Origin of the sequence: Vibrio sp. Vb2880, from assembly GCF_033337975.1 — a bacterium.
Lineage (GTDB): Bacteria > Pseudomonadota > Gammaproteobacteria > Enterobacterales > Vibrionaceae > Vibrio > Vibrio alginolyticus.
The window spans coordinates 13,759-25,472 of record NZ_JAWORT010000013.1 but is presented as its reverse complement, the minus strand read 5'-3'; the positions used below and the strand labels follow the sequence as shown (position 1 = coordinate 25,472).

General features: G+C 42.1%; 12 protein-coding genes. 6 read left to right on the top strand and 6 right to left on the bottom strand.

Translation table 11 applies throughout. The features are described from left to right. Positions 1 to 234 precede the first annotated feature (234 nt). The gene (locus R7M92_RS14930) at positions 235 to 579 is read right to left on the bottom strand and encodes a DUF3316 domain-containing protein (protein WP_318133734.1); all 345 of its coding nucleotides are present in this window, start codon (positions 577 to 579) and stop codon (positions 235 to 237) included. Between the two features lie 460 nt (positions 580 to 1,039). Between R7M92_RS14930 and R7M92_RS14925 the strand changes: the two genes are divergently transcribed. The 4 genes from R7M92_RS14925 to R7M92_RS14910 all read left to right on the top strand — a co-directional run bounded on the left by R7M92_RS14925 (position 1,040) and on the right by R7M92_RS14910 (position 4,839). After that, positions 1,040 to 1,828: a transporter substrate-binding domain-containing protein gene (locus R7M92_RS14925; protein WP_017821680.1), complete on the top strand. Its 789-nt coding sequence runs from the start codon at positions 1,040 to 1,042 to the stop codon at positions 1,826 to 1,828. A gap of 135 nt (positions 1,829 to 1,963) precedes the next feature. Continuing rightward, entirely contained in the window at positions 1,964 to 2,911 is a 948-nt protein-coding gene (locus tag R7M92_RS14920; protein WP_005377325.1) for an amino acid ABC transporter permease, read from the top strand. Between the two features lie 14 nt (positions 2,912 to 2,925). Next, positions 2,926 to 3,660 carry an amino acid ABC transporter ATP-binding protein gene (locus R7M92_RS14915; protein WP_193837351.1) on the top strand — a complete coding sequence of 245 codons (735 nt, stop codon included), beginning with the start codon at positions 2,926 to 2,928 and terminating at the stop codon, positions 3,658 to 3,660. Positions 3,661 to 3,936: 276 nt separating this feature from the next. After that, positions 3,937 to 4,839 (top strand): homocysteine S-methyltransferase family protein, encoded by a 903-nt coding sequence (locus R7M92_RS14910; RefSeq protein ID WP_005377327.1) that lies wholly within the window; start codon positions 3,937 to 3,939, stop codon positions 4,837 to 4,839. A 151-nt stretch (positions 4,840 to 4,990) separates the two neighbouring features. Here R7M92_RS14910 and R7M92_RS14905 read toward each other — a convergent pair whose 3' ends face one another. Beyond that, positions 4,991 to 5,983 carry a zinc-binding dehydrogenase gene (locus R7M92_RS14905; protein WP_017635220.1) on the bottom strand — a complete coding sequence of 331 codons (993 nt, stop codon included), beginning with the start codon at positions 5,981 to 5,983 and terminating at the stop codon, positions 4,991 to 4,993. 347 nt (positions 5,984 to 6,330) lie between these two features. Between R7M92_RS14905 and R7M92_RS14900 the strand changes: the two genes are divergently transcribed. Then, on the top strand, positions 6,331 to 7,404 hold the full coding sequence (locus R7M92_RS14900; protein WP_411974282.1) for a permease: 1,074 nt from the start codon (positions 6,331 to 6,333) through the stop codon (positions 7,402 to 7,404). 98 nt (positions 7,405 to 7,502) lie between these two features. On the opposite strand, the gene R7M92_RS14895 is transcribed toward R7M92_RS14900, so the two are convergent. Further along, a complete protein-coding gene (locus R7M92_RS14895; RefSeq protein WP_005388903.1) occupies positions 7,503 to 8,264 on the bottom strand; it encodes a transporter substrate-binding domain-containing protein in 762 nt (253 codons plus the stop codon). A gap of 120 nt (positions 8,265 to 8,384) precedes the next feature. Next, the gene (locus R7M92_RS14890; RefSeq protein WP_318133728.1) at positions 8,385 to 8,903 is read right to left on the bottom strand and encodes a cysteine hydrolase family protein; all 519 of its coding nucleotides are present in this window, start codon (positions 8,901 to 8,903) and stop codon (positions 8,385 to 8,387) included. Positions 8,904 to 9,023: 120 nt separating this feature from the next. Between R7M92_RS14890 and R7M92_RS14885 the strand changes: the two genes are divergently transcribed. Further along, complete coding sequence (locus R7M92_RS14885) at positions 9,024 to 9,935, top strand: GlxA family transcriptional regulator (protein ID WP_062730577.1); 912 nt, start codon at positions 9,024 to 9,026, stop codon at positions 9,933 to 9,935. A gap of 204 nt (positions 9,936 to 10,139) precedes the next feature. Here R7M92_RS14885 and R7M92_RS14880 read toward each other — a convergent pair whose 3' ends face one another. Continuing rightward, entirely contained in the window at positions 10,140 to 11,189 is a 1,050-nt protein-coding gene (locus R7M92_RS14880) for an alcohol dehydrogenase family protein (RefSeq protein ID WP_318133726.1), read from the bottom strand. Further along, positions 11,186 to 11,707, bottom strand: a complete 522-nt coding sequence (locus R7M92_RS14875; RefSeq protein ID WP_042523849.1) for a TetR/AcrR family transcriptional regulator — start codon at positions 11,705 to 11,707, stop codon at positions 11,186 to 11,188. Before R7M92_RS14875 ends, R7M92_RS14880 begins: the two co-directional genes overlap by 4 nt. Positions 11,708 to 11,714 lie beyond the last annotated feature (7 nt).

Here is an 11,714-nt window from a genome sequence, read left to right as displayed (position 1 = left end):
TAAGTGATGTGGAGTCCATATGGCGCACCAAGCGAATGACAAAGCGCCAAACGACGAAATGTATCTCAATGAAGATTGGAAAAAAGATTCTTATGTAAACGATAGAGGTAGGGATTGATACTGCTTATGTAAGGAGAGAGCGATTTATGAAAAGCCGTCGTTTCAATATGATTAGACACCTTTACTTTCTTAAAATAGGAAGGGCTCTAAGAAAGTAAAGGTGCAGATGATTTTTTAGTTTTTACCGCCGTCACTTGTTCTGAAGTGATAATCGAAGTTTATGATTGCACGATATTTAACTTCATCACGGTTAAGTGCGTACTCTTCAACTCTCACCTTACTATCATCGATTGCAATATCACGAGGGAAACCGCTTCCAGTGATGTTTAGACGATTTCTAAGTTCATGTTTTGATAGCGTTTGGTATTCATCGACAAGATCAAACGCAGAGCTATAAGCGGCATCTTTTGTCGTAAAGTCATTGAGAACAACTTTGTTTGTAGAGTGTTCGACATGAATACCAGCAGTAGCAGATAAACTGAATAATAATAGTGATGAGAGCGTCATTAGTTTTTTCATATAGTCACCTTTTTATTTGTATTACAAAGTCAAGATGTCCAACGAATCCTTGTTAATATCTCTCGACAAAGGTGATAGTGCCATTATAGAAATGTGCTGTACATCACATTTGTGACCATTGACTATGGAAGAATTGTCAACAATAAAACTCAAGCACTTTTGACATTACGGTCAATGTGAAAAAGCGAATATCTGTATGGTTTCGTTAATAATTAAACCACTCTCGGAAACGCTGACTATTCAGTCAAAGCGTATGTTTCTTGTCGTTATAGTGACCTGCCTACAACTTAATCACTTAATGCATGCAATTCAATTGCAATGGCTTGGTATAGATTTTCATTCAGATCTTCCAGCTTAGTAACGATCCTACAAATTCTAGTGATTAAAAAGTCATTATTTGTGGTTTTTTATTCTATTGTCGTGTATAAAAAACTTTACAACAAATGATAAAGGAATATCCATGAAAAAGTTATTGTGTTTTGCTGCACTGGGGTTAGCTGTTTCGACGACGGTTAATGCAGACCCAATTTTAGACGACATCAAAAGTACAGGGGAGCTAAAAGTCTGCTTTGATTCTGGGTATATGCCTTTTGAAATGACAGCAAAAAATGGGCAGTACATTGGGTTTGATATCGATTTGGGTAAGCAAATGGCGCGTGCCATGGATGTTAAGTTTGTGCCGGTAAACACTTCATGGGATGGCATTATCCCAACACTGTTGACTGGTAAGTGTCACATGATTATGGGCGGGATGACTATCACACCTATGCGAAATACTCAGGTGAATTTCGCTGATCCCTATGTGGTTATTGGTCAATCTATTCTCGTAGATCTCAAACATGAAGGTAAAGTGTCTAGTTACCGAGATCTCAATAGTCCAGATTATGTTGTTGCAACTAAGCTTGGGACAACGGGTGAGCAAGCGGTAAAACGATACCTTCCGAAAGCTAAGATAAATCTATACGAAACTCAGTCTGAAGCGGTACTTGAGGTTGCCAACGGAAAGGTAGATGCGTTTGTTTATGACTTTCCTTACAACTCTATTTATGTGGCGGAAAACAAAGGGCAGTTAATGCACTTGGCTAAACCGTTTACTTACGAGCCTTTGGGTTGGGCTGTGCCGCAAGGAAATCCAGATACGCTTAACTTCTTAAACAACTATTTACGTCAAATTAAGGGCGATGGAACTTACGATCGCATTTACGATAAGTGGTTTAACGACGATAAATGGTTAAAGCAAGTCAAGTAATCATATTGTTATTGTAGAGGAGCGGTTAGCTTCTGGCTCGGTTCATCGCCAACCAAACGGTTCGTGCTGTGAAGCTAACGCTTTTCTTTATTCAAATACCCAACCAACTTTAATCAAAGTCATTCTCGGAATCACATGCAAAATAACTTTAAATCCCTATTGTGGAACGCTGTTTTTGTTCTTGTTTTGCTATCAATTTGCGGTCTTGTCTATTTGTCAGGTAAGCGAATCGATTACAGCTGGAATTGGGAGCGTGTCCTTCCTTATATTGCCACTAACGCTGCTTCATCCATTACCGCGCCTGTCGATGGGAACATCATTCTCGACGAGAATAACCAACTGGCTCTGGAGAGTATTCATGGTGATATTGTTCTTGAACTAAGCCAATATAAGTCTGTGGACGTCTATGAAGGTGATCTTATTTTTGAAGGAGATACCTTAGCAACTATAAAAGAGTGGCGCTCTGGCCCAATTTTAGATGGTGTTGTGACGACCATTAAAATCTCGCTCTGGTCACTTATCATTGCTCTAGCGTTGGGCTTAGTTGTCGGACTAATGCGTATATCCAGCAATCCGGCATTAAAAAAGCTGGCGCTTGTGTATGTCGAGGTCATTCGTGGAACGCCTCTTTTAGTACAGATTTTTATCGTTTACTTCTTTATTGGTACTGTGCTTGACCTTGAGCGTTTTACTGCGGGAGTGATAGCGCTCTCCGTGTTTACCGCCGCTTATGTCGCAGAAATTGTGCGGTCAGGAATCCAGTCAATCCCAAGAGGACAAATGGAAGCGGCGCGTTCACTAGGAATGAATTATCCCAAAGCGATGATTTATGTCATTTTACCTCAAGCGTTTAAGCAGACATTACCTCCCTTAGCCGGGCAGTTTATCAACCTGATAAAAGATTCCTCACTTGTCTCCGTGATTTCGATTACTGATCTGACAAAAGCGGGCAGGGAAGTCGTAAGTGGTAGTTTTGCCCCATTTGAAGTTTGGTTTACCGTTGCGGCCCTTTATTTGCTTCTAACTAGTACCTTATCTTGGGCAATACAAACGTTAGAAAAGAAATTGGCAGCAAGTGATTAATGGTGGAGTCATTAATGGAATACATTATTTCAGCAAAAACAATTAATAAAATTTACCCTAATGGCTGCCATGCGCTCAAGGACGTATCGGTAAATGTAGAAAAAGGGGAGGTGATTGTCATCGTAGGACCGTCAGGTTCTGGTAAGTCAACATTCTTACGGACGATCAATCAATTAGAGACAATAAATAGTGGGTCTATAATCGTAGATGGTATCGATATGTACCACAAATCTACGGATATAAATAAACTACGCGCTGATGTGGGCATGGTATTTCAAGGCTTCAACCTTTTTCCACATAAAACGGCGATAGAGAACGTCATGTTAGCACCTTTAAAGGTTTCTAAACGTGACCCTGAATCGGTGAAGAAAGAAGCAAAAGATTTGCTTTATAAAGTCGGTCTGTCGGAGAGAATGGATAATTATCCTAATCATTTATCAGGTGGACAGCAGCAGCGCGTCGCAATCGCTCGTGCGTTAGCAATGAAGCCCAACATTATGTTGTTTGATGAACCCACATCAGCACTAGACCCTGAAATGGTTGGAGAAGTTCTTGATGTGATGAAAGATTTGGCCAGGGACGGAATGACCATGGTCGTGGTTACTCATGAAATGGGTTTCGCAAAAGAGGTCGCTGATAGGGTGTTGTTTATGGAAGATGGTGAGCTTTTGGTTTCTGACTCTCCTGAGCGATTTTTTGATAACCCCTCCAATCCTAGATTACAGAAGTTTTTATCTAAGGTCTTATAATAAAAAGAAAATTTGATTGAGGGTTAGTCCCTCAATCACTTCATGCACTATTGTGGCTCGTAACGCCCGCCTCGCCGAGAGACATAGATAATGGGATTTTTACTCGAAGTTAATGGCGATAACATTAGCTTGGTCCGAATGAAAGGTCTGGTAAATACTAGAGTGTTTAATCAGCCATTAAGTCTTTGTTCACTTTAAACATAACAATTTCATTTTGAATTGATAAAAATTGTGTTTGAATAGAGCTTATGGATGTTTGGCGGTATGGATGTCTAAATGAAGAAAGTAACAATTTTAGATGGTGGCATGGGGCGAGAGTTAAAACGTATTGGCGCCCCTTTTTCTCAGCCGCTTTGGAGTGCACAAGCGCTAATTGAATCACCACAATATGTAAAAATGGCACATGAGAATTTCATAGACGCTGGCGCAGAGATTATCACTGTCAACAGTTATGCATGTGTTCCATTTCACTTAGGCGAGGAACTCTATGCAAAACGGGGGACTGAGTTAGCAAAATCTGCAGCCAAAATTGCCAGAGATGTAGTCACCAGCTCTAACGATAGAGTGCTCGTTGCGGGTTCTCTTCCTCCTGTAATGGGGTCTTACAGGCCTGAATTATTCGAGCCGAAAAGGGCACTGGAAGTGGCTTCTGAGTTATTTGAAGCTCAAGATCAATATGTTGATATTTGGTTAGCTGAGACCGTGTCTAGCCTCGCTGAAGTTGAAGTTCTATCAATAATTTTAGCCAAAACAGATAAGCCCAATTATCTTGCTTTCACCTTAATGGATGAGCCTAACTCTTTGCCTCGCCTTCGCTCAGGGGAATCTCTTAAAGTCGCGGTTAATACGCTGTTGAAAACAAATGTTTCAGGTATCTTTTTCAATTGCTCTATTCCTGAAGTTGTCGAGCAAGCGATCATTGATACACAAGCAGTATTGAGTGAGTCAGGTAGAGAATTGACGATAGGTGTTTTCGCAAATAGCTTTGCTCCGATAAAGCAAGCGCACCAAGCCAACGAGACCATTCAGGAAGTTCGTCATTTCTCTCCGACTGAATATCTTGAGTATGCTAAAAAGTGGCATGCGCAGGGAGCGAGCATTATTGGTGGTTGCTGTGGGATTGAACCACGTCATATTAAATTGCTAGCGACTTGGAGAGACACTCTCGAAAACGCCTAATTTTGGTGAAGCGCAGGGAAGTATGACAAGAGATTTTGTTTTTTATTCATCGTTATAGATAAAATAAAGGCCTTTCATATCTGGCAAAGTAACAAGATGCTTTAACTTGCTCATTCATTACCTTGCCAGTTTGCCTCGAGACTTTTATTAATTATTTTTGGTTCAGATTAACGACAATCTTTCCAACTGTTCTCTGATTTCGCATGTCCAAGAGTGCGTTACCTACATCTTCTAAGCCGATGATCTTCAGTTTCGGTACTTCCAATTCTCCATTTTCTAATAGCTCAGACACTTCCTTTCCGGCATTAACGATACTTGCAAACCCTCTCTCGCCAAAGACATGACCAGAGCCCAAACTTATTTGGTGGAAGCCCAAGCCTTTTAAGAAGGCATCTGGATATTGAGAAGGGTCGACAGTCTTGACGAGCTCCACCATTTCGCCCTCAAAGGTTAACACCGAGGCTGCAATTCGGTCGTTATCACCGCCTACACAATCGAGTGCAACCTCAACGCCATGATTTCCGGTAATGTCCATTACTCGCTGAACTACATCTTCATGATGATAATCAATCATATGGGTTGCTCCTAACGAGGACAAATATGCGTGATTAGCTTCTGAACTAGTAGCAATGATCTGTTCAACACCAAATGTCTTTGCTAACTGAATAGCAAAGCTTCCAACGCCACCAGCACCTCCGGCGATAAAAATGCTGCTTCGATTTGAAATATCGAGCTTGTCTACCAAAGCGCGATATGCGGTCCAGGCTGCGCAAGGTGTAGATGCTGCCACTTCAACCGGAACCTGAGGGTGCTTTATAAGCGTTCTTGAATCATGGATAGCAAATTCAGCGAATCCTCCGTGATGGCGTCTCATGTTTCCGTGATACAACACTTTATCGCCAACCTTCCAATCAACGACCGCATCGCCTACAGAGACTATTTCTCCTGATACGTCTAACCCGCCAACAAAATTGTTATCCATGTTAGTGACCATGTCTGACCAATAATGAATTTTTGCATCGACAGGGTTCAAACCAACAGCGTTAACTTTAACCAATACATCAAATTGGGTTTCTAGTTTTGGTGTAGGTAATTCGGATAAAGAGAAAGTATCGTTATCTCGTTGGTAAGTTATCGCTCTCATAGGTTTTCCTTATTATTAAGAATGGTCGAAAGTCATACTAACTCAGAGGGTGATGCTGAAATAATTATGGTTTTTTCTTATTTTGATAATTTTAGGTTATGTTTGATAAAAAGGATTCGAGATGCTCTGAAATTATCATCGACAACCAGTCTGCATAGCTAACGACATGTAACTTTATGATAAGTATTGACTAGTTTTATTATTCCATTTTTATGGAAATATTTTGTTGATCTTTTGTTTTGTGATTCTATAATTCCAGAAATATCGAAATAAAGGCTTGTCTATCAGGTAAGCTTGTTAGCGAAAAAATGACGAGGAGAGTAAATGTGAATACAGAAATTATAACTATGGCTAAAGAAGCGCTGGATATGTTTGCGTTTCTAGCAACCGAACTTATCATCTTATTTCTGGCAATTAGCTACATTGTCGGTGTGTTGCAAGATTTTCTAACACCAGAAAAAATTCAATCTATTCTTAGCTCGAAAAAGGGTAAAGGTTATTTCATTGCTGCGTTGCTAGGTTCGATTACGCCTTTCTGTTCGTGTTCGACCATTCCTTTCTTAAAAGGCTTGTTGCGTGCAAGAGCAGGTTTTGGACCTATGATGGTGTTCCTATTTGCAAGCCCGTTGCTTAACCCAGTGATTATTGGCTTGTTTGTGGTGACTTTTGGTTGGAAAGTTGCGGTATTTTACTTTGCTATTGCGATGTCAGTATCAGTGGTAGCAGGCTATGTACTTGAAAAACTAGGGTTTGAACGTTACGTCAAACCAGAAGCATATCAAGCGGTAGGTTCTTCTTCGTGCGGTACTTCTTGTGGCGATTCAAGCAAGAAAAAAGAAGAAGCGAGGCCAGTATCAAGCTGTAGTACCAGCGCCTGCAATGAACCTACGCCAGTTGCGGCGAAAACATCTTGTTGTGGTGATGCACCAAAACCTGAACCTAAAGTGGAAGTGTCTTGCTGTTCATCTGGCGGTAGTGCAACAGCGACAGTCGTGGAAGAGAAAGAGCCTAGCCGCTGGGTACGTATTTGGCAATCAACTTGGAAAGACTTTAAGCAAGTGTTCCCTTATCTCATGATGGGGATTGCGATTGGTTCATTTATCTATGGCTTCATCCCGACGGAGTTCATTGCGGAGTTCGCTGGTGAAGCGAAGTGGTACGCGATTCCGGTCGCAGCAATCATTGGTATTCCATGGTACATCCGTGCAGAGGCGGTCATTCCACTTAGCGCGGCACTAGTACAAAAAGGTATGGCTCTTGGGTCTGTTATGGCGCTTATTATTGGTAGTGCTGGCGCAAGTCTTACAGAAGTGATTTTGTTGAAATCAATTTTTAAGAACCAGATGATTGCTGCCTTCCTAATCGTTATCTTAACGATGGCCATGGGAGCGGGTTACTTATATAGCTGGGCTTTTTTATAAAAATAACCCTCGGGCGATTGCTCGAGGGCTTTGTTTTTGTTGCCATATAGGGAAAGGGAAGTTTCCTATACCGCGCAGGCTATAAAAAGATAAAGAGGTTACTCGTAAATACTATAGGAGAAATACTTGCTGGCGATGGTTTTATGCTTACCGCTCTGGATCAATTTTTGTATTCCGCTATCGAGTAATGCTTTTAATTCTTTGTCTTGTTTTCTCACTGCTACGCCAATGCCACGGCCGAACCACTTTTCCTCTGTAAACGCTGGTCCAGTAAAGTGATAGCCTTCACCTTGTGCAGTTTCAAGAAAACCAGCACTTAAACCGATTGAGCCGCCAAATACAGCATCTAACCGTCCATTGAGTAGATCGGTAAATGCCTCATCGAACGTACCATAACGACGAATATCAATATCTGGATACAAGGCAGAAAGGTACTTATCACCAATTGTGGCTCTTTGAACTCCAATAGATAAACGATTTAGGCTGCCGTCATCCATGTTGATTTCTCTATCATTTTTCATTACAAAACGAGTCGGTACTTTTGCATAAGGGACGGTGAAATCGACTTTCTTTTCTCGTTCTTCGGTGATTGTCATTGCAGCAATAATCGCATCGTTCTTGCGACTAAGGAGAGAAGGGATGATGCCATCCCAATCCATTTTTGAGATAACGCACTTTACTTCTAACTCTTTGCATAACGCGTTAGCGAGGTCGACTTCAAACCCTTCTAGCTTTCCCTCTTTTGTCGTCCAGCTAAATGGAGGGTAAGCCCCTTCAACAGTGAAGCGAATTTGTTTCCACTCTTTCGCATGGCTGAAAACTGAAAATAAGCTAATAAACAATACGACTATCCATTTCATAAACGTTTCCTTGTAACTGTTTGGAAACCAATGTTTAACACAAAGTAAGCAAATATCAATGAAAGTGCATATATGTGTGACCTTTCGCCCGCATTGTGTGAGCGAAAGGTTTTACGTGTATTACAGCTTATCTTCAATAGTTACGAGGGAAACTCTCGTTGAGACAGCGTGAAGTGCAATGTTGTGAATCATTTCATCGACCGTGGTACAGCTATCCATTAAGATCGAAACATCATACTTGTCCGCAGATTTTGAGATAGCAGTATGTGTGACGCAGTTTTGTGTCATCATTCCGCATACAAGTAACTCCGTTACATTTTTGCTTGCCAATACTTCTTCTAAACGTGTTCCTTCAAAGCTATCTGCGAAGTGCTTTACCACGATTTCGGAATTCGGCGCTAAAGCAAGAACTTCTGGGTGAATATTGGCACCGTCGCTGCCTTCATTGAAGAATGGGGCAATGCCCATGGCAGGATCGGCAATATGCTGAATATGAATCACAGGAATGTTTTGCTCATTGGCTTTAGTTATTGCTCTCTTAACATTGTCTAAAGTTGATTCTGTATTCCATAAAGGAAACTTTCCTTCTGGGAAATAGTCGTTTTGCAAATCAATTACAAGTAGGGCTTTTTGAGTCATTTTCTTTTCCTTTTATTCAGGATCATTGCGGTACGAATAATATAAAGACTTTTAGCTACCTTCTTTAGAGTCTAAAATGACACAAAAGAGTCAAAAAGCGACACTTGAAGATAATTGAAAATGAAAATAGCACTCGTTAATTACCCAGATAGCTCGCAAGCCTCCGTATATGGTTTAAGCGAACTCTTCGAGATGGCAAACCGTGCGGCGGCTAAATTGGGCGTTGATGTGCACTTTGAAGTAGAGATATTGGATCACTGGCCAAACACGCACTTCGATGTGAAAACAGCGGTAATGATTCCGCCTAGCGGCACTGGTCAATACTACTTAGAACCAGAGCCAGAGCTACTCGACTGGTTAAATGTCCAATATAGTAAAGGTGCGATTTTAGCCTCCGCCTGCGCTGGTACTTTTATTCTTGCTCAAACCCAGTTGCTGACCAATAAGTCTTGTACAACACACTGGGGCTTGGCTCCTTCATTAGCGAGTCAGTTTCCCGATATCCACGTAAGACAAGAAGCCATCCTTATTAACGAAGGAACGATCATTACGGCTGGGGGTATGATGTCATGGGTGGATTTAGGTTTGGAGTTGGTTTCCTTATTTGCGTCACCGGCAGTAATGCGCCTGTTAGGCAAAATGTTGGTTATTGATACTGGTCCGAGAGAGCAACGCTTTTATCAACAGTTTACCCCAAACTTCCAACATGGTGATGAGGTAATTGTTCAACTACAGCACTATATAAACGATCATTATCAAGGAAAACTGAGCAATAAAGAGCTTGCAGAGTTGAGTTGTTTAACAGAAAGAACATTGCAGCGACGCTTTAAAAAGGCGACAGGTTTCAATGTTAACCAATACATACAAAGCTTAAGAGTACAAAAAGCTTGTGATTTACTTGAGTCGACAACCCTAACATTTGACGCAATATCATTTAGAGTGGGTTACCAAGATGTGAGCGCGTTCAGGAAAATATTTAATAGGATCGTAGGTTTAACACCGAAGTCGTTCAGATCTCGGTTCTGTTCATAAACGCCAGAAGTAAGATACTGTTGGTATTAAACATTTATAACTCAGAAGCAAACACCACATATTTTTACAAGCTGGCTTAGCGTGATGAAAAGGGATAACAAGCTAAGCCAACCGTAGCGTTCTCCTAATTACTGAACATTTTGTAGAGCGCTTAAAGTATTCTAAAATTACAACGACTTATATAGGCCGCTGTTAATCGAAAAGCTATGTGATTTCCAAAACCAGTTTCCCAGTATGTTGTTTGCGTGAAAATACTTCTTGCGCTTGACCTATCTGGTTTAAGGGAAATGACTCCGCGACTAAGGGACGAATTGCGTTCTGTTCGATATAGCGAACCAAGTTACCGAATACTTCTGGTGCCAAAACGGTACAACCAAATAACGCTAGGTCTTTAAGGTAAAGAGTTCTTACATCCAGCTCGACAATTGGGCCGCCTATGGCGCCGGAAACAGCGTATCTTGATCCTGGTTTTAGTACCTGAAGAAATTGTGGCCACTGCTCTCCTGCGACCAGATCAATCACTACGTCAACGCTGTTTTCTCCGAGAGTCGCTGTTAAATTTGCATCGCGAGGGATAACTTGGTTTGCTCCTAATGCCGTGATCTGTTCTTTCTTTTCTGGGCTGGCGATAGCAATGACGTATGCTCCACGCGCCTTCGCCAGTTGGATTGCGGCAGAGCCAACACCACCGGATGCCCCTGAAATCAGTACGGTATCGCTCGCTGTGACATTAGAGCGGACAAGCATGTTCTCTGCAGTTGAATAAGAACAAGGGAAGGAGGCCAAGTCGATATCCGATAAACTACTATTCACTGCATATGCATGTTTACTGTCAACAACAGTGAACTGAGCAAAGCCACCATCACATTCTGAACCGAAGTACCAAGGCGAGCTAAGTGCTTGACTGTTGAAGCGCGTAATACATGGTTCGATGAGCACGCGCTGGCCGACTCGTGATGGGCAGATATTCTCACCAACAGCGACGATGGTACCGCATACATCAGCACCTTGGATTCGAGGGAGAGATAGCGCGTCTCCTGACCAACTTGCATCCATGCTATTGGCGTCGTTTTTAGAATACCATGCTGTTCGGGTATTGATGTCGGTGTTATTGACTCCGGCGGCGGCTACTTGGATCAATACATCATCAGGCGAGGGGACTGGCACAGGTATATCATCGCGGTAACGAAGCATATCTGGCCCACCATGACCGATAAGTTGGACGCCTTTCATTACTTTCGGGATTGTGGTCATTGATTGTTCTCCTTCATTAGTTCTAGCAGAGTGTGTTCAGCGGATGCAAAGGCAGCGTGACCGAGAACCGGCCATGCGTTGGATAGACCTTCATGTAACAAGAAGAGTGTGGTTGCGAGGTCTTCTCGCTGACTTAGTTGGAGCATAAGCTGACGGACCGCCAATTTGTGTTGTTTTACTGCTTGATTAATCGATAGATTTTCTGGATAGGCTGCTAATGCATTGATGGACATGCAGCCATTCGGTGCAAACTCCTTCATCCAATCCTCGAGGCGAGTGAATAGGTGTAATACAGCCGGTGTTCCATTGGCAGGGGCGTCTTCGAGCAAAAAACTCAAATACCTTTGATGGCGATGCTCGAGAGCTGCAACAATCATCGCTTCCTTGGAGGGGTAGTATTTGTACAGGGTTCTCAGGCTGACTTCGCAGGCGTTTTTGAGTTGGGGTACGCTCGGCTCGGCGAAGCCATACTGACTGAATGCTTTTTCTAGGCTTGCTGCGATTTTTTCTTTCACTATTTGACAT

Coding starts and splice junctions, on each gene's coding strand:
- R7M92_RS14930 (WP_318133734.1), bottom strand. CDS start 579: ATGAAAAAACTAATGACGCTCTCATCACTATTATTATTCAGTTTATCT.
- R7M92_RS14925 (WP_017821680.1), top strand. CDS start 1,040: ATGAAAAAGTTATTGTGTTTTGCTGCACTGGGGTTAGCTGTTTCGACG.
- R7M92_RS14920 (WP_005377325.1), top strand. CDS start 1,964: ATGCAAAATAACTTTAAATCCCTATTGTGGAACGCTGTTTTTGTTCTT.
- R7M92_RS14915 (WP_193837351.1), top strand. CDS start 2,926: ATGGAATACATTATTTCAGCAAAAACAATTAATAAAATTTACCCTAAT.
- R7M92_RS14910 (WP_005377327.1), top strand. CDS start 3,937: ATGAAGAAAGTAACAATTTTAGATGGTGGCATGGGGCGAGAGTTAAAA.
- R7M92_RS14905 (WP_017635220.1), bottom strand. CDS start 5,983: ATGAGAGCGATAACTTACCAACGAGATAACGATACTTTCTCTTTATCC.
- R7M92_RS14900 (WP_411974282.1), top strand. CDS start 6,331: ATGGCTAAAGAAGCGCTGGATATGTTTGCGTTTCTAGCAACCGAACTT.
- R7M92_RS14895 (WP_005388903.1), bottom strand. CDS start 8,264: ATGAAATGGATAGTCGTATTGTTTATTAGCTTATTTTCAGTTTTCAGC.
- R7M92_RS14890 (WP_318133728.1), bottom strand. CDS start 8,903: ATGACTCAAAAAGCCCTACTTGTAATTGATTTGCAAAACGACTATTTC.
- R7M92_RS14885 (WP_062730577.1), top strand. CDS start 9,024: ATGAAAATAGCACTCGTTAATTACCCAGATAGCTCGCAAGCCTCCGTA.
- R7M92_RS14880 (WP_318133726.1), bottom strand. CDS start 11,189: ATGACCACAATCCCGAAAGTAATGAAAGGCGTCCAACTTATCGGTCAT.